Below are 16,000 nucleotides of genomic sequence, written 5' to 3' on the forward strand. Positions count from 1 at the left end.
GACTCCCAAAAACTGCGAACAACCCAAGCCGAGGTGGATAACTAGGCCTTCGCCGGAGCAGCGGGAGCGGGGGCCTTCGCCACCGGAGCAGGCGCAGGCTTCCGGTCCCCGTTCCCCGCCGGAACGGCCTTCTCCGCCGGCGCATCCTCCGCCGGTGCCAGCAGCCGCATGGCTTCCTTCACCGCCACATCCGTCGCCGCGATCCGCTCGGCCACCTTCGCCCGCAGGTCCAGCGCCAGCTTCCGGTTCTGATCCGCCGAAGCCTGCGCCGCCTGAGCCGAAGCCAGCGCCGCCTCCGTCTCCTGCTTCTTCCGCGCGAACTCCTCCTCGAAGGCCTTCTTCCGCGCGGCCAGCTCCTCGGCCGCCTTCCGGTCCGCCTCGTCGCGCAGCGCAGCCGCAGCCGCCTCGGCCGCCGCGTCCGCTTCCTTGCGGGCTCGCTCGGCCGCCGCTGCCTGCTCGACCCTCTTCGCGCCCGCCGCCGCGTTCAGCTTCTCGATCTCGCTCTTCGCCTGCGACAGCAGCCGGGCGCGCTCCTCCTCCGCGTCCTTCGCCAGCTTGTCGGCCGTGCGGCGGGTCTCGTGCGCGTACTTGTCCGCCTGGTCGCGGGTCGAGGCCGCGTCCGCCTCCGCGGCCGAACGCAGGTCCGCGATCTCCTCCTCGGCGAGCTGCATCATCATCCGGACGCGCTCGGCCATCGCGCCCGCGCCGGACGGGCTCGAGCTCATCCTGGCCAGGGCGGCCTTCGTCTCGGCCAGCTCCTTCTGCGCGTAGGAGAGCGCTTTGGTGAGGTCCGACGACGTCGCGACGGCGTCGTCGCGGTTGCGGGACGTCTCGCGCAGCTCCTTGTTCAGCTCGGCGAGACGCTCGTCGACCTGACGCTGGTTGTAGCCGCGGACACCGACGGCGAACTGGGCAGTCTTCGGAGCGGACTGGGGCTTCTCAGGCGCGACCATCGGGCCACCTTAATGAGCAAGGGTCCTTCGATGCGTACCGCCAAACGGATGCATCACGAATATTGGAACCCCCGGTAACGCATGGCATCCTGAACCGTCGGCCGGACGTGAGGAGTTCACTGTGGACATACCGGCCGTCCTCGCGGACATCGGCGCGCATTGGCCCGTGTACGCCACCATGCCGCTCATCGCCGCCCTGATCGGCTACCTCACCAAGCGCGTCGCCATCGAAATGATGTTCCGGCCCCTGGAGTTCGCCGGCGTCAAACCCTTCGGCTGGCAGGGCGTCATCCCGGCGAACGCACGGCGGATGGCCACCACGGCCGTCGACCTGCTGACCCGCAACCTCGTCGACCCGCAGGAGATCTTCGCCCGGCTCGACCCGGAAGAAATGGTCAAAGAGCTCGAACCGCCCCTGCTGAAGGCCGTCGAGGACGTCACGCGGGAGGTCATGGAGACCTACCAGCCGCGGCTCTGGGAGCTGCTGCCGGCGCGGGCGCAGCAGCTGCTCGTCGACCAGGTCCGCGCGCAGGCGCCGATCGTCGTCAAGCGGCTGCTGCGGGAGGTCTCGGTCAACATCGACGACGTCCTCGACGTCGACGACATGCTGATCAACGCCATGGTCCGCGACAAATCGCTGACCTGCCGGCTGATCCGCGAGGTCGCCGCGCCCGAGTTCCGGTTCATCGCGCGCTCGGGGATCTGGTTCGGGTTCGTGATCGGGCTCGTCCAGTTCGCCGCCTGGGCGCTGACGAAAGAGCCGCTGATCATGCCGGTCTTCGGTTTCGTCACGGGCTTCGTCACGGACTGGCTCGCCCTCAAGATGATCTTCTACCCGCGCGAACCCCGCGGTTTCGGCGTCTTCCGCTGGCAGGGCATGTTCCAGAAGCGCCGCCAGGAGGTCGCCGCCGACTACGGCGCGCTGATCGCCGACGAGGTGCTCACCGTGCGGAACGTGCTGGAGGCCGTGCTCACCGGGCCGCGCGCCGACAAGCTGTTCGCCATGGTCACCCGTGAGGTCCAGCGCACGATCGACGCGCAGGCGAGCATCGCCAAGCCGCTGGTCGCGCTGACCATCGGTGGCCGGCAGTACCAGGAGATGAAGCGTGCGGCCGCCGCCAAAGCGATCGAGTTCCTCCCCGAAACGGTGAAACACGTCGAGAGCTACGCCACCGGCGCCCTCGACGTCCGGAACACGATCGTCACGAAAATGCGACAGCTGACCCCGCTCGAATTCGAGGGCATCCTGCGGCCGGCCTTCAAGCAGGACGAGTGGAAGCTCATCGCCGTCGGCGCGATCATCGGCGGCCTGGTGGGTGAACTGCAGGTACTCCTCCTGCTCGGGTAGGCGGCGCCGGCACCCGGCGGCCCGGGGAGCCGGTACGGTTTCGATCTCGGAACCGCGAGGGAGGCCGGAATGGACGCTGTCCTGCACGACCTCGCCCTGCACTGGCCGCTGTACGCGGCGATGCCGTTCATCGCCGCGCTGATCGGGTACGTGACCAAGCGCGTCGCCATCGAGATGATGTTCCGGCCGCTGGAGTTCGTGGGGATCCCGCCGCTGCTCGGCTGGCAGGGCGTCGTCCCGAAGCACGGCGGGCGGATGGCCGCGGTCGCGACCGAGCTGCTGACGGCGAACCTGCTGGACCTCAAGGAGGTCCTGGGCCGGATCGACCCGGTGATCATCACCAGCGAGCTGGAACAGCCGCTGCTGCGGGCGGTCGACCACACCGCGCGCGAGGTGCTGGCCGAGCACCACCCGCGGCTGTGGGAGGTCCTGCCGACGCTGGCGCAGGAGCTGCTGATCAAGCAGGTCCAGGCGTCGGCGCCGCGGCTGGTGCGGGAGTTCCTCGACGACGTCCGCGAGAACCTCGACGAGGTGCTCGACGTCCAGCACATGACGGTCCAGCGGCTGACCCGCGACAAGAAGCTGCTGGTGCGGCTGATCCGCGAGACGTCCCGCCCGGAGATGGCGTTCATCGCGCGGACGGGCATCTACTTCGGGTTCGGGCTGGGTCTCGTGCAGACGATCGTGTGGGCGTTCACCCGCGAGCCGTGGGTGCTGCCGGTGTTCGGCGGGGTCATCGGGCTGTGCACCGACTGGCTGGCGATCAAGCTGATCTTCGTTCCCCGCGAGCCGGTGCGCGTGGGCCGGGTGATCTTCCAGGGCAAGTTCCAGCGCCGGCGCGCCGAGGTGGCGCGCCAGTACGGCGAGCTGATCGCGAACGAGGTCCTGACGGTCCAGAACCTGCTGGACGCGATCCTGCGCGGCCCCCGCGCCGACCGGCTGGCGGCCCGGGTGGAGCGCCTGGTGTCGGAAACGGTCGACGCGCAGATGCCCCTGGCCTGGGCGGTGGGCGGCACGCGGCTGCGCGAGATGAAGCACGCGGCCGCCCGGAAGGCGCTGGAGCAGCTGCCGGACACCGCCCGGTACGCGGAGGGGTACCTCACCGAGGCGATGGACGTCGCGAAGGTGATCGAGCAGCGGATGCTGGCGTTGACGCCGCTGGAGTTCGAGGGCCTGCTGCGGCCGGCGTTCCGGCAGGACGAGTGGAAGCTCATCGCCGTCGGCGGGGTGATCGGGTTCGTCGTGGGTGAGCTGCAGGTCCTGCTGATGCTGGGTTAGGCCGCCGCGACGAGGGCCGGTTCCACCGCGCCCACCCGGGTCCGGCGGTCGCGCTGCCAGGCGAGCACCCGGCACACGACGTAGATCAAGAACGAAATCGCCGTCACGAACGCGCTCACCGGCAGCCCCGGGGCCAGCGACAGCACGATCCCGCCGATCGCCGAGACCTCGGCGAAGACCACCGACAGCACCGTCGCCTTCCACGGCGAGGCCGTCACGCGGGCCGCGGCCGCGGCGGGCGTCACCATCAGGGCCACCACCAGCAGCGAGCCGACCACCTTCACGCTCAGCGCCGTCGAGACGCCCACCAGCAGCGCGAACACCACCGTCAGCGTCTTCACCGGGACCCCGCGCGCCACCGCCACGTTCCGGTCCACCGAAGCGAACAGCAGCGGCCGGTACACCAGGGCCAGCACCGCCAGCACGACCACCGACGAGACCACGAACAACGTCAGGTTCGTCGAATCGATCGTGATGATCTGGCCGGTCAGGATCCCGAACTTGTTCCCGGACCGTCCTTTGTAGAACGACAGGAACAGCACGCCCATGCCGAGGCCGAACGACAGGATCACGCCGATCACCGAGTCGCGGTCGGCGTCACGGGCACCGAGGATGCCCAGCAGCAGGGCCGCCACCACCGCGCCGATCAGCGCGCCGTACTCGACACCGATCCCGAGCAGCAGGGCCGCCGCGCCGCCGGTGAACGCCAGCTCGGACGTGCCGTGCACCGCGAACGACATCCGCCGCATCACGATCAGCGGGCCCAGCACGCCCGCCACCAGGCCGAGGATCGCCGCCGCCAGCAACGCCGTCTGGACGCCCTCGAGCTCGGTGATCAGCTCCCAGGTCTTGCCGAAGTCGAACAGATCCAAGACTCAGCCCACTTGTTCTTCGACGTCGTGTTCGTGGTGGTGCGGCTCCGCCTCGCACAACGCGCTCTGCGCGCCGGCGATGTGGATCTGGCCGCCGACCTTGAGCACCTCGACGCGGGTGCCGTACAGCTGCGAGAGCGTCTCGGTCGTCATGACCTCGTCCGGCTTGCCGATCCGGAACTTGCCGTTGACCAGGTACAGGACGCGGTCGACGAACGGGAGCACCGGGTTGATCTCGTGCGTCACGAACAGCACCGCCGTCCCCGCCGACCGGCGCCGGGAATCGATCAGCTCGCTGATCGCGCGCTGGTGCGCCAGGTCGAGTGACAGCAGCGGCTCGTCGCACAGCAGCACCTCGGGGTCGCCGACCAGGGCCTGCGCCACCCGCAGCCGCTGCTGCTCGCCGCCGGACAACCGGCCGACCGGCTGCTTCGCGTACCTCGTCGCGCCCACCGCGTCGACCGCTTCGGAAACCTGCCGGCGCCGGGCCGCCATGCCGAACAGGCCCGGACCCCAGCGGTGGCCGTCGAGGCCCAGCCCGACCAGGTCGACCCCGCGCAGCGTCAGCGATTCGTCGATCGCGCGCTGCTGCGGGATGTAGCCGATCTTGCGGTTCGCGCCGCCCGGGCGGCCACCCGCGATCTCGACCGTGCCCGCCGAGAGCTCCTGCATGCCGAGCAGCGCCTTGAGGAAACTGCTCTTGCCGGACCCGTTCGGGCCGAGCACGGCGAGGAACTCACCCGGCTCGACGACGAGGTCCAGCCCGGACCAGAGGGTGCGGGGACCGAACGCGAGGCCCGCCCCGCGGACCCGGACCGCGGGACGTACGTCATCGGAGACGGGAGACATGACTACTTCAACGCTCCTGCCAGCGCGTCTACTTCCCCGGTCATCCAGCCAATGTAGTCGGTCACACCCTGCGGCAGCGTCTCGGTCACGTCGACGACGCCGATCCCGGCGGCCTTCGCCTGCCCGACGACGTCCTGGGTCAGCGGGGTCACCGTCTGCGCGTTGTTGATCAGCGCCTTGACCTGCTTGGTGGCGATGAGCTGCTTGTAGGCGCTGACGGCGTCGGCCGGGACGTCGGTGTCGTTCTCCACCGCGTCCGAGAACGCCTTGGGCGTCGCGTCGGTGATCTTCGCGCTCGCCAGCAGGTAGTGCGCGACCGGCTCGGTGACGACGACCTTCGTGCCGGGGTGGGTGGTCCCGAGCTCTTCGAGCCGCTTCTCGAGCGCGTCGACCTTCACCTTGAACGCGGTCGCGTTGTCGGCGAACCGCTGCTTCGCCGCCGGCTTGAGCTCGCCCAGCTGCGCGGCGAGCTGGTCGGCGACCTTGCCGACGCCCGGCAGGTCGTACCAGACGTGCTCGTTCTCGTCGCCGGGCGCGGCGATGTCGTAGGCGACGAGCTTCTTCGCGCTCCCCGCCTGCTCGGTGAGCTTGCCGAAGAACTCGTCGTAGCCGCCGCCGTTGGACAGCAGCAGCTGCGCGCCCTTCGCCGCGAGGGCGTCGTCCGCCGTCGTCTCGTACGAGTGCGGATCGGCCGACGGGTCGTGGATGATCGACTTGACCTCGACGTTTTCGCCGCCGACGGCGCCGGCCACGCTGCCCCAGACGTCGGTCGACGCGACGACCTTGACCTTGCCGTCGCCGCCCGCCTGCGCGCCGCCGCCGTCGGAGGACGTCCCGCCGCCGGAGCAAGCGGCCAAGGCGAACACGGACAGGGCCGAAGCGGCGGCGAGGACGCTCCTGGTGCGGCGGGAACTCATCGAGGGACTCCTGAGAGGGACGCAGACGCTAATGGAAACCGTTGTCAGATTCACCTTACCCCATCCGGATGACTTTCTGGCCATCGGATCGTGCTTTGGTGTATGCGTCTCCGCGCATGCGGATCGAGACATCGACCACGCGGGGTGTCTCTTCAGGAAACCGATCTGAACCGTTACGGTTTGCTGATGGGACGTCCTATTCGCACCCGGAGGCAGGCGACACTGGCGTCGCTCGCGGCGGAGCTCGGTGTGTCCAGGACCACGGTGTCCAACGCCTACAACCGGCCGGACCAGCTGTCCCCCGAACTGCGCCGCCGCGTCCTCGAGACCGCGCGGCGCCTCGGCTACCCCGGCCCCGACCCGGTCGCCCGCTCCCTGCGCACGCGCAAGGCGGGCGCGGTCGGGCTGCTGCTCACCGAGAACCTCTCCTACGCCTTCCGCGACCCCGCCGCCGTCGGCGTCCTCGAAGGACTGGCGCTGGCCTGCGAAGACGCCGGGGTCGGCCTGCACCTGGTGCCGGCCAGCCCGGGCCGCGAAGACGTCGCCGCGGTGCACCGCGCGGGCGTCGACGGCTTCGTCGTCTACTCCGTGCCGGACGACGACCCGCACCTGGCCGCGGTGCTCGAGCGGCCGGTGCCGACGGTGATCATCGACCAGCCGAGCCTCGAGGGCATCGACCGCGTCGGCCCAGATGATGCAGCGGCCGTCGGCAAGATCGCCGAGCACCTGGTGACGCTGGGCCACCGGCAGGTCGGCGTGATCTGCATGCGGCTGGCCCGCGAGCGCAACGACGACTTCGTCTCCGCGACCCGGCAGAGCGGCGCGCACTTCCACGTCCAGCGCACCCGGCTGGAGGCGCTGGCCGTCGCGTTCTCGGCGGCGGGTGTCGACTGGGCGGGCGTCCCGGTGGTCGAGCGCTTCGACCACACGGTGGACGACGGCGCGTCCGCGGCCCGCCAGCTGCTGGACGCCTACCCGCAGATCACCGCGGTGATCTGCACCTCGGACATCCTCGCGCTCGGTGCCATGGCCGAGGCCGAGCGGCGCGGGCTGCGGGTGCCGCAGGACCTCACCGTCACCGGTTTCGACGGCATCGCCGAGGCCGAGCGGATCGGGCTCACCACGGTCCACCAGCCGGTCCTGGAGAAGGGCAAGATGGCCGGGCGGCTGCTGCTCAGCTCGGGCGAGCGGAGCGCGCCCAAGACGATCACCCTCCCGACCGAGCTGCGCGTCGGGCGGACGTCGGCGCCGCCGCGGACGGTCGAGGAGCCGTGGTTCGGCGGCTGACGTCGTGATATTGCCCTTAGTGCATTGCCCGGCGGGGTAGTCACCAGGTCAAATGGAGTGGTACGCCCGCGCCGCGGGGCCACTGGCCGGAAGGTGACCGATGACCTCGATCGACGTACTGCTCAAGCGCAACCAGGAACTCGGCGAGGTGACGCCCGGCGACCGGTCGTCGCCCAAGCCGTCACTCCAGGTGGCCGTCCTGACCTGCATGGACGCCCGGATCCGGGTGTTCGAGCTGTTCGGCCTCCTGCAAGGCGAGTCGCACGTCCTCCGCAACGCGGGCGGCGTGGTGACCGACGACATGATCCGTTCGCTGGCTCTTTCGCAGCGCAAGCTCGGCACCCGCGAGGTGCTGATCGTCCAGCACACCGAGTGCGGCCTCTCGATGGTGACCGAGGACGACTTCAAGGACGAGCTCGAGAGCGACACGGGCCTGCGGCCGACGTGGTCGGTCGAGGCGTTCCGCAACGTCGAAAACAGCGTCCGGACGTCGGTGGAGCGGGTGCGGCGCAGCGCCTACCTGCCGCACACCGAGAACGTGCGCGGCTTCGTCTACGACGTGAAGACCGGGAAGCTCACCGAGGTCCAGTAGGCTATCGTTCCCCTTCAGATGTTCTGGACATCCGAATGGGGCGAGCATGCGCATTCTCTTCGCCGGGCTCGCGTCCGCCGGTCACACGTACCCGATGGTCCCGCTCGCGATCGCGGCGCGGGACCTCGGGCACGAGGTGCACTTCGCCGCCGGTGAGCACGTCCACGCGCCGCTGCGCCGGCTCGGGCTGAACCCGTTCCGGCCTGCCGATTCGTTCTACGAGATCTACGCCGAAGACCTCGAACCGGACCTCAAGCGGCTGCGGCCGGACCTGGTCGTGCACGGGTGGGGCGTTCCGGAGGCGGCCATCGCCGCGCGGCGTGCCGGGATCCCGGCGCTCTGGCACGGGTTCGGCCGGATGTTCCCGCGCGACATCGGGTTCGAACGCCCGACCGGCGGCGTGCACCTCGACATCTGCCCGCCGTCCCTGCAGGAGCCGGACTTCCTCGCGACCGCGGACCGCATTGCCCTGCGTCCGGTGCCCTTCGCCGAACCGGGCGGCTTCCGGGGGCCCCTGGTCTACCTGACGCTCGGCACCGCCTTCGGCACTCCGGAATTGCTCAAGACGGCGATCGACGGCCTGGCCACGCTCGGCACCCCCGTCGTGGTGGCCACCGGCCGCGTGACCCCGGAGGACCTCGGCCCGCTGCCGGAGCAGGTCACCGCCCAGGCGTGGGTCCCGCAGGCGGCGGCGCTCGCGCACGCCGACCTGGTCGTGCACCACGGCGGCAGCGGCACCGCGCTGGGCGCGCTCGCCGCGGGCGTGCCGCAGCTGGTCCTGCCCCAGGGAGCCGACCAGTTCGCCAACGCCGAGGCCCTGCTTGCCGTGGGAGCCGCGGTGCGGCTCCTGCCCGGCGAACTGAGCGCGGAAGCCGTCGCCGAACAGGCCCGGAAGGCGTTCTCCTGCCGTGACGCGGCACGGGCGATCGCCGAAGAGATCGCCGCCATGCCGTCGCCGGACGAGGTCGCTCGCGACCTGCCGAAGCAGGCGAAGTAGCCTCCCGGCGTGGCTGTGGACGCTGACGTACTGCTCGACTGGTTCTCCGCGCACGGCCGGGATCTCCCGTGGCGCGAGCCCACCTGCTCGGCCTGGGGCGTCCTGGTCAGCGAAATCATGCTCCAGCAGACCCCCGTCGTCCGGGTGCAGCCCATCTGGCTCGAGTGGATGGCGCGCTGGCCGGTGCCCTCGGCGCTGGCCGCGTCGTCGCAGGGCGAGGTCGTACGGGCGTGGGGGAAGCTCGGCTACCCGCGCCGGGCGCTGCGGTTGCACGAGGCGGCCGGGGTGATCGCGAAGGAGCACGGCGACGTCGTTCCGTCCGATGTGGACACTCTGCTCGCGCTGCCCGGGATCGGCGCCTACACCGCGCGCGCCGTCGCCGCGTTCGCCTACGGGCGGCGGGCGCCGGTCGTCGACACGAACGTGCGGCGGGTCGTCGCGCGAGCTGTCCACGGCGCCGGCGACGCCGGGCCGGCGTCCAACACCCGCGACATGGCCGACGTCGAGGCCCTCCTGCCGGCCGAGGACGCGCCCGCGGCCCGCTTTTCGGCGGCGATCATGGAGCTGGGCGCCTTGATCTGCACCGCGCGTGCCCCGAAGTGCGCGGACTGCCCGATCTACGACGAATGCGCGTGGCAGCACGCCGGGCGCCCGGAGTACGACGGCCCGGCCAAGCCGGTGCAGCGGTACGCGGGCACCGACCGGTACGTCCGCGGGCGGCTGCTCGACGTGCTGCGCGGCAGTGAAGGCCCGGTCGACAAGGCCCGGCTCGACCTCGTCTGGCACGACGGCGGCCAGCGCGACCGCTGCCTGGACTCCCTGCTGGTCGACGGCCTGCTGGAGCAGACCCGCGACGGGCTGTTCGCACTCCCGGGCGAACACTGACGCGTTGCGACCAAAGTTGGTCAATAGTTGTCATCGGCGCGTTCCGGAGTTACCGTTTCACCCATGGTCACTGTTGACCGCCGGACCCTGCTCATGGCGGGGGTGACCGCAACCGCGGCCGGCGCACTGGGGATGACGACCACGGGAACGGCCGGCGCGGCCGTTCCGGTACCGGCGATCCACCCGACGTCCGACTGGGGCGCCCGGCCCGCCACCGGCACGATCGTGGTGGAGAACCACAAGCCGACCTACATCGTCGTGCACCACGCGGTCGACCCGCCGATGAACGACGACTTCTCGCTGGCGCGCGCGTACTACGTCTCGCGCTACATCCAGAACCTGCACATGGACAAGAACGGCTGGATCGACAGCGGCCAGCAGTTCACGAACAGCCGCGGCGGGTTCGTCACCGAAGGCAGGCACCGCAGCCTGGAGATCCTGCGCGGCGGCACGCAGCACGTGCAGGGTGCGAACGTCGGCAACCACAACAGCGAGGTCATCGGCATCGAGAACGAGGGCCTGTACAGCACGGTGGACGTGCCGCCGGCGCTGTGGGACTCGCTGGTCTCGCTGGTCGCCTACATCGCGAGCCAGTACGGCATCGCCCCGGAGTTCATCAAGGGCCACCGCGACTTCAACTCGACCGAGTGCCCCGGCCAGGTGCTCTACAACCGGCTGCCGGAGCTGCGCACGGCCGTCGGCCGCGTCCTCGGCGTCGCGGTGACGCGTGCCGAACCCGAGTGGCCGCTGCTCAAGCCGGGCGACACGGGCCGGCCGGTGCAATCGGCGCAGCAGTTCCTGCGAAACTCCGGGTTCGACGTCCCCACCGACGGCGTCTTCGGAAAGTCCACAAAGGACGCAGTGGCCGCGTTGTCCGTTCAGGCGGGCCTGCCGCGCGACACGTGCACCGCGGCCAAGGCGTCCGACGAGACCGGGTTCCTCGGCGCGGACGTCTGGCCGCTGATCGTGCCCTCGGATCGCTCCACGGCGGCCTGGCGAGCGGACCTCACCCGCACCTAGCCGGACGACACACGTACCCAACGGGACGACACGCGTACTCGGTTGGACGACACGGCAGCTCAACGAAGCGCTCGTCGTGTCGTCCGTCCAGGTACACGTGTCGTCCGTCCAGGTACGCGTGTCGTCCGGTTCAGCGGGTCAGGACCTGGGCGAGGAAGGCCTCGACGGCACCTCGGTAGGTCTCCGGGGCTTCGTCGTGGGGCAGGTGGGCCGAGCCGGGGACCACCAGGTGTTTCGCGCCCGGGACGCGGTCGGCGACCAGCGCCTGCTGCCCCGGCGGCATCGCCGTGTGCTCGCCCTCGACCACCAGCAGCGGGCAGCGGATCGCCGCGACGACGTCCCAGTAGTCCCGGCGGCCCCATTCGGCGGCGACGACGTACAGGTCCTCGAGGTCGGCGACCAGGTGGAACCCGTCGGAACGCTCCTCGACGCAGTCCGCGAAGTACCCGCCCGCGTCGCCGAAGAACTCCCGGACGTGGTCGAGCGAGGAGAACGGCACCGGCCAGCTCTCGAAGTACCCGCGCCAGGTCTCCACGGTCCGGCCGCGCTGGTCCGGCGCGAAGTCCTCCGACACGACCGCGCGCACCAGCTCCGGGTGCCGCGCGGCGGTCGCCCAGGCGTGCAGGCCGCCCATCGAGTGCCCGATCAGGACCGCCGGGCCCGCGTCGAGGTTCCGCAGCGCCTCGGCGACATCGTCGGCGAAGCGCTCGGTCGTCCACGGCCCGACGCGCGGCGCGTTCCCGTGGCCGCGCGCGTCCAGGCCGTACACCGCGCCGTAGGGCCGGAGCCACTCCGCGACCCGCCACCACGTCCGCGCCCGGCCCATCAGGCCGTGGAGCAGAACGATCGGCACGCCGCTGCCGCCGAAACAGAGCACGCGGCCACCTAACCACAAAACCCCTGGTGCGGAACGTGACCAAACCGTCGCTGTCCATCACCTATGGTGGTGGGTGTGCGCCGCCGACTCACCGCCCTGGCCGTCTGCGTCGCGGCGGTTCTCGCCGCGGCGTGCGGCGGCGACGCCGTCGCTCTGCCGCCCCCGCCGCCCCCACTGCCGCCCATGCACCCGATGCCGGGCGCGGCCGGCGCCGGCGACCCCTATTACCCCGACGACGGCAACGGCGGTTACGACGCGCTCGGCTACCAGGTCGACGTCCGGTACGACCCGCCGAGCGGGCACCTCGACGGCGACACCACGGTCACCGCGAAGGCCACCCAGGACCTGAGCCGGTTCGACCTCGACCTGCGCGGGCTGGACGTGCACAGCGTCGAGGTCGACGGCAAGCCGGCGAAGTTCAGCCGCGAGAAGGCGTTCGAGCTGGTGATCACGCCGCCGGCCCCGATCCGGGCCGGGACGGCGTTCCGCACGCGGGTGCGCTACGGCGGAGACCCGGCCAAGACCCCGCACGACGGCGGCAGCGAGAACGGCTGGAAGCACTCGGCCGACGGCGGCGCGTACATGGTCGGCGAGCCGCACTCGGCGGCGTTCTGGTACCCGGCGAACGAAACCCCGCGCGACAAGGCCACCTTCACGCTCACCGCGCACGTCCCGGCGGGCTGGACGGTGCTCTCGAACGGCCGCGAGGGCCCGCCCGGCACCTGGACCGAGGTCAACCCGGTGGCGAGCTACCTGACGACGATCGCGATCGGCAAGTTCAGTGTCGACAGGTCGACGCTGAAGGACGGCACCCCGGTGGTCTCGGCGTACGCGCCGGGCGTCGAAGGCCGCCGTGCGGTCGGCGACCGCCTGCCGGAGGTGCTCGGCTTCCTGACCGCCGAGTTCGGCCCGTACCCGCAGTCGGCGGCCGGCGGGATCTTCCTGAACGAGGACGTCCCGTTCTCGCTCGAGACGCAGACCCGGCCGACGTACGCGAAGTGGGCCGACCTGCCGACGCTGGTGCACGAGAACGCCCACCAATGGTTCGGCGACTCGGTCTCGGTCAAGGACTGGTCCGACGTCTGCCTGAACGAGTGCTTCGCGTCGTACTCGCAGTGGCTGTGGGCCGAGCGCGAGGGCCAGAAGCTGGACGACCGCTACCGCGCGGCCATCGAGATCACCCGCGGCAGCACGGACTTCTGGGCGCAGAAGCTGGTCGGCATGGGGCAGGGCCACGAGTTCGAAGGCGTCTACAACAAGGGCATCCTGGCCCTGCACGCCCTGCGCCGCGAAATCGGCGACCCGGCGTTCGCCAAGCTGTTGCGCGAGTGGCCGGCCCGCTACCGCCACGGCAACGCGACCTGGTCCGACTTCGAAGCCATGGCGACCCGGCTCGGCGGCAAGAACCTGCGGCCGTTCTTCGACACCTGGTTCCGCGGCACGAAGCTCCCCGAGGACGCCGACCTGTTCCCCGGTTCACTGCGCAGCTGAACTGCCCAGCAGCGACCGCGTCAGCGCGCTCCGGGCGTCCTGCATCTCCCGCAACGCCGTGGTCAGCTCCTCGTCCCCGACCATGACGTCCTGCTCCGGCCGTGCCCCCAGCGCCAGCAGCGACGCCCGGCGCAACAGCTCCTTCGCGAACGACGCCGTCATCCCCGCCGTCGCGTCGACGACCGGGCCCAGGTCCGCCGTCAGCTTCAGGCCGCGCGCGTACAACCGCAGCAGCGCTTCCCGCCCGGCCGCGTCCGGCAGCGGGATCTCCACCGCGAGGTCGACGCGGCCCGGGCGGTCCGCCAGGGCCTTCTCCAGCTCGCTCGCCCGGTTGGTGGTGAGCAGGAACGTGACGTCGGCGTCGCCGCCCACGCCGTCCATCGCGTCGAGCAGGGTGAACAGCAGGGGCTGGACCATCGGCCCGTAGCTGCGGTCCTGCGCGATCAGGTCGACGTCCTCCAGCACGACCACGCTCGGCTGCAGCCGCCGCGCCAGCTCCGCGGCCTTGCCCACCAGCTTCATCGCCGTGCCGGTCAGGATGATCACCGTGGTGTCCGGCAGGCGGCCCATCAGGTAGCGGACCGTGTGCGTCTTGCCGGTGCCGGGCGGGCCGTGCAGCAGCAGCCCGCGCTTGAGGTGCTGGCCCGCCGCCAGCAGCCGCTCGCCGTGCCGCGCGATGCCGATCGTGTGCCGCTCGATCGCGTCGAGCACGCCGTCCGGCAGCACGACCTCCTCGCCGGTCAGCGCCGGCCGCGGGAGGAACGTGAGCAGCTCGTTGCCGCGGTGCTCGCTGGTGCCGAAGGCCAGCACCTGGCCGCGCAGGAGGTCGCCCTCGGCCATCAGGCGCTCGACGCGGTCGCGCACTTCGGTGGCGGTCGCCCGCGACGTCGCCAGTACCTCCAGCCGGCACTGCTCCAGCCCCCACTGCGGGTTGGCGCCGCGGATCGCGAGCAGCACCGGCTCGCCGCCCGGGGCGTGCGTGCCGACCAGCCCGAGCTGCACCGCCTCGGTCGCGGCGTCGGGGCCGATCGCCGTGGTCGTGTAGTCCACCGAGCCGAGCTCGTACATGCCCTGCCTGCGCGCGGTGGCGAGCATCCCGATCAGGTCTTCGTGCGTGCGCTGGCCGCCCGCGATGCCGAACCAGCCCACGGCCGTGCCGTGCGCGGCGAGGTAGGCGTCGACCCCGGACTGGATGTTGGCGTGCTCCCACATCGGCCAGTTGCGGGTGACGACCACCACCTCCGGCAACAGCGCACCCAGGTGGCCGGTCACGCGCTCGATCAGCTCGCTGCCCTGGCCGCCCGCGACCTCGTCGGCCGTGGCGCGGACGATCCGGGCGAGATCGGTGGCGAGGTCGCGCTCGGTGCTCCCCATGCCTCCCACAGTGGCACGGATCACACCGTCGAGCCAACTAGGGTGGGAAGCATGAGTGTCGTGAAGATCAACGCGATCGAGGTCCCCGAGGGCGCCGGCCCCGAGCTGGAGAAGCGGTTCGCCGCGCGCATGCACTCCGTCGACCAGCAGCCGGGCTTCCTCGGCTTCGAGCTGCTGCGGCCGGTTTCCGGCGAGACGCGCTACTTCGTGTACACGAAGTGGGAAACGGAGGAGTACTACCAGGCATGGGCGCAGGGCGGCCCGGCCGCGGCGGCGCACTCGGGCGAGCGCGCCAAGCCCGTGTCCACCGGCGCGAACCTGCTGGAGTTCGAGGTCGTCCTCGGTTCGCAGCCTGGTGCGTGAGCTCGCCGCGAAGCTCCTGGACGGCGCCGGCGCGCTCTTGATCTGCGCCGGCGCCGGCATGGGCGTCGACTCCGGGCTGCCGGACTTCCGCGGCAGCGAAGGGTTCTGGCGCGCGTACCCGCCGTACGCCCGGCTCGGGCTGCGGTTCGAGGAACTCGCCGACCCGCGGCACTTCGCCGATGACCCGGAACTGGCCTGGGGCTTCTACGGGCACCGGCTGGAGCTCTACCGCAAGACCGTGCCGCACGAGGGCTTCCGGCTGCTGCGCGAGTTCGGCTCGGACCTGCCCGGCGGCGTCCGGGTCTTCACGTCCAATGTGGACGGCCAGTTCCAGGCGGCGGGCTTCGGGTTCGTGGCCGAGGCGCACGGCTCCATCCACCACCTGCAGTGCCTCGCCGGGTGCACGGCCGACATCTGGCCCGCCGCCGGCGTCACCGTGGCGATCGCCCCGGAAACGATGCGCGCGGTGCCGCCGCTGCCGTCGTGCCCCCGCTGCGGCGGTCTCGCCCGGCCCAACATCCTGATGTTCGGCGACTTCTCCTGGGTCCCGGACCGCAGCCAGGCGCAGCTGGACGAGCTGACGGCGTGGCGCCGGACCGCCCGGGACCTCGTGGTGGTGGAACTGGGCGCGGGCCAGGCGGTCCCGACGGTCCGCCGCTACGCCGAACTGGCCAGCGCGGCGACCGGCGCGCTGATCCGCATCAACCCGCGGGAACCCGAGATCCGGCACGGCCGTGGCGTGTCGATCGCGGCCGGCGCCCTGGAGACGCTCACCGCATTGACGGCTGCCCGGCCACGGAATCCCGCGTCCTGAATGGGGCCATTGGCCCCAACTGGTGAATTCGGTCCGAAAACCCGGCGTGGTGTGCCACAATGCACAACCGACGCCGGCCGACG

General features: G+C 71.2%; 16 protein-coding genes. 10 read left to right on the forward strand and 6 right to left on the reverse strand.

What is annotated here, in order from left to right:
* Nucleotides 1-41: 41 nt before the first annotated feature.
* Complete coding sequence (locus ISP_RS44885) at nucleotides 42-953, reverse strand: coiled-coil domain-containing protein (protein ID WP_013230415.1); 912 nt, start codon at nucleotides 951-953, stop codon at nucleotides 42-44.
* A gap of 121 nt (nucleotides 954-1,074) precedes the next feature.
* Here ISP_RS44885 and ISP_RS44890 point away from each other — a divergent pair, with 121 nt between their 5' ends.
* Entirely contained in the window at nucleotides 1,075-2,301 is a 1,227-nt protein-coding gene (locus tag ISP_RS44890) for a DUF445 family protein (protein WP_013230416.1), read from the forward strand.
* Between the two features lie 69 nt (nucleotides 2,302-2,370).
* Nucleotides 2,371-3,579, forward strand: coding sequence for a DUF445 domain-containing protein (locus ISP_RS44895; RefSeq protein ID WP_013230417.1), 1,209 nt, complete (start codon nucleotides 2,371-2,373; stop codon nucleotides 3,577-3,579).
* On the opposite strand, the gene ISP_RS44900 is transcribed toward ISP_RS44895, so the two are convergent.
* Genes ISP_RS44900 through ISP_RS44910 form a run of 3 tightly spaced genes read right to left on the reverse strand, consistent with a single transcriptional unit; the run spans nucleotide 3,576 to nucleotide 6,217 of the window.
* Nucleotides 3,576-4,451, reverse strand: a complete 876-nt coding sequence (locus ISP_RS44900; protein WP_013230418.1) for a metal ABC transporter permease — start codon at nucleotides 4,449-4,451, stop codon at nucleotides 3,576-3,578. The two genes, ISP_RS44895 and ISP_RS44900, sit on opposite strands and share 4 nt — an antisense overlap.
* A 3-nt stretch (nucleotides 4,452-4,454) precedes the next feature.
* The gene (locus ISP_RS44905; protein ID WP_013230419.1) at nucleotides 4,455-5,300 is read right to left on the reverse strand and encodes a metal ABC transporter ATP-binding protein; all 846 of its coding nucleotides are present in this window, start codon (nucleotides 5,298-5,300) and stop codon (nucleotides 4,455-4,457) included.
* A gap of 2 nt (nucleotides 5,301-5,302) precedes the next feature.
* Entirely contained in the window at nucleotides 5,303-6,217 is a 915-nt protein-coding gene (locus ISP_RS44910) for a metal ABC transporter solute-binding protein, Zn/Mn family (RefSeq protein ID WP_013230420.1), read from the reverse strand.
* 186 nt (nucleotides 6,218-6,403) lie between these two features.
* On the opposite strand from ISP_RS44910, the gene ISP_RS44915 reads away from it, so the two are divergent.
* From ISP_RS44915 to ISP_RS44935, 5 genes are all read left to right on the forward strand, one after another.
* Nucleotides 6,404-7,504 (forward strand): LacI family DNA-binding transcriptional regulator, encoded by a 1,101-nt coding sequence (locus ISP_RS44915; RefSeq protein ID WP_034284156.1) that lies wholly within the window; start codon nucleotides 6,404-6,406, stop codon nucleotides 7,502-7,504.
* Nucleotides 7,505-7,604: 100 nt separating this feature from the next.
* Nucleotides 7,605-8,096 carry a beta-class carbonic anhydrase gene (locus tag ISP_RS44920; RefSeq protein ID WP_013230422.1) on the forward strand — a complete coding sequence of 164 codons (492 nt, stop codon included), beginning with the start codon at nucleotides 7,605-7,607 and terminating at the stop codon, nucleotides 8,094-8,096.
* A gap of 46 nt (nucleotides 8,097-8,142) precedes the next feature.
* The gene (locus tag ISP_RS44925) at nucleotides 8,143-9,093 is read left to right on the forward strand and encodes a glycosyltransferase (protein WP_013230423.1); all 951 of its coding nucleotides are present in this window, start codon (nucleotides 8,143-8,145) and stop codon (nucleotides 9,091-9,093) included.
* 9 nt (nucleotides 9,094-9,102) lie between these two features.
* Nucleotides 9,103-9,978, forward strand: a complete 876-nt coding sequence (locus ISP_RS44930) for an HhH-GPD family protein (RefSeq protein ID WP_013230424.1) — start codon at nucleotides 9,103-9,105, stop codon at nucleotides 9,976-9,978.
* Between the two features lie 63 nt (nucleotides 9,979-10,041).
* A complete protein-coding gene (locus tag ISP_RS44935; RefSeq protein WP_013230425.1) occupies nucleotides 10,042-10,998 on the forward strand; it encodes a peptidoglycan recognition protein family protein in 957 nt (318 codons plus the stop codon).
* Between the two features lie 130 nt (nucleotides 10,999-11,128).
* Here ISP_RS44935 and ISP_RS44940 read toward each other — a convergent pair whose 3' ends face one another.
* Nucleotides 11,129-11,875 (reverse strand): alpha/beta fold hydrolase, encoded by a 747-nt coding sequence (locus tag ISP_RS44940; RefSeq protein WP_013230426.1) that lies wholly within the window; start codon nucleotides 11,873-11,875, stop codon nucleotides 11,129-11,131.
* 63 nt (nucleotides 11,876-11,938) lie between these two features.
* Here ISP_RS44940 and ISP_RS44945 point away from each other — a divergent pair, with 63 nt between their 5' ends.
* On the forward strand, nucleotides 11,939-13,366 hold the full coding sequence (locus tag ISP_RS44945) for a M1 family metallopeptidase (protein WP_013230427.1): 1,428 nt from the start codon (nucleotides 11,939-11,941) through the stop codon (nucleotides 13,364-13,366).
* On the opposite strand, the gene ISP_RS44950 is transcribed toward ISP_RS44945, so the two are convergent.
* Entirely contained in the window at nucleotides 13,352-14,740 is a 1,389-nt protein-coding gene (locus tag ISP_RS44950; RefSeq protein WP_013230428.1) for an AAA family ATPase, read from the reverse strand. The genes ISP_RS44945 and ISP_RS44950 overlap by 15 nt on opposite strands.
* Nucleotides 14,741-14,791: 51 nt before the next feature.
* Between ISP_RS44950 and ISP_RS44955 the strand changes: the two genes are divergently transcribed.
* Together ISP_RS44955 and ISP_RS44960 are read left to right on the forward strand one after the other, a co-directional pair.
* Nucleotides 14,792-15,103: an antibiotic biosynthesis monooxygenase family protein gene (locus ISP_RS44955; protein WP_013230429.1), complete on the forward strand. Its 312-nt coding sequence runs from the start codon at nucleotides 14,792-14,794 to the stop codon at nucleotides 15,101-15,103.
* Entirely contained in the window at nucleotides 15,096-15,917 is an 822-nt protein-coding gene (locus tag ISP_RS44960; protein WP_013230430.1) for an SIR2 family NAD-dependent protein deacylase, read from the forward strand. The genes ISP_RS44955 and ISP_RS44960 overlap by 8 nt, the downstream gene beginning before the upstream one ends.
* The last annotated feature ends 83 nt before the right edge of the window (nucleotides 15,918-16,000 follow it).

Source organism: Amycolatopsis mediterranei (assembly GCF_026017845.1).
Classification (GTDB): Bacteria; Actinomycetota; Actinomycetes; order Mycobacteriales; family Pseudonocardiaceae; genus Amycolatopsis; species Amycolatopsis mediterranei.

What these genes read in the sequence shown, in the direction of transcription:
- ISP_RS44885 (WP_013230415.1), bottom strand. Translation starts at nt 953, where the DNA reads ATGGTCGCGCCTGAGAAGCCCCAGTCCGCTCCGAAGACTGCCCAGTTC.
- ISP_RS44895 (WP_013230417.1), top strand. Translation starts at nt 2,371, where the DNA reads ATGGACGCTGTCCTGCACGACCTCGCCCTGCACTGGCCGCTGTACGCG.
- ISP_RS44905 (WP_013230419.1), bottom strand. Translation starts at nt 5,300, where the DNA reads ATGTCTCCCGTCTCCGATGACGTACGTCCCGCGGTCCGGGTCCGCGGG.
- ISP_RS44910 (WP_013230420.1), bottom strand. Translation starts at nt 6,217, where the DNA reads ATGAGTTCCCGCCGCACCAGGAGCGTCCTCGCCGCCGCTTCGGCCCTG.
- ISP_RS44915 (WP_034284156.1), top strand. Translation starts at nt 6,404, where the DNA reads ATGGGACGTCCTATTCGCACCCGGAGGCAGGCGACACTGGCGTCGCTC.
- ISP_RS44920 (WP_013230422.1), top strand. Translation starts at nt 7,605, where the DNA reads ATGACCTCGATCGACGTACTGCTCAAGCGCAACCAGGAACTCGGCGAG.
- ISP_RS44925 (WP_013230423.1), top strand. Translation starts at nt 8,143, where the DNA reads ATGCGCATTCTCTTCGCCGGGCTCGCGTCCGCCGGTCACACGTACCCG.
- ISP_RS44935 (WP_013230425.1), top strand. Translation starts at nt 10,042, where the DNA reads ATGGTCACTGTTGACCGCCGGACCCTGCTCATGGCGGGGGTGACCGCA.
- ISP_RS44945 (WP_013230427.1), top strand. Translation starts at nt 11,939, where the DNA reads ATGGTGGTGGGTGTGCGCCGCCGACTCACCGCCCTGGCCGTCTGCGTC.
- ISP_RS44950 (WP_013230428.1), bottom strand. Translation starts at nt 14,740, where the DNA reads ATGGGGAGCACCGAGCGCGACCTCGCCACCGATCTCGCCCGGATCGTC.
- ISP_RS44955 (WP_013230429.1), top strand. Translation starts at nt 14,792, where the DNA reads ATGAGTGTCGTGAAGATCAACGCGATCGAGGTCCCCGAGGGCGCCGGC.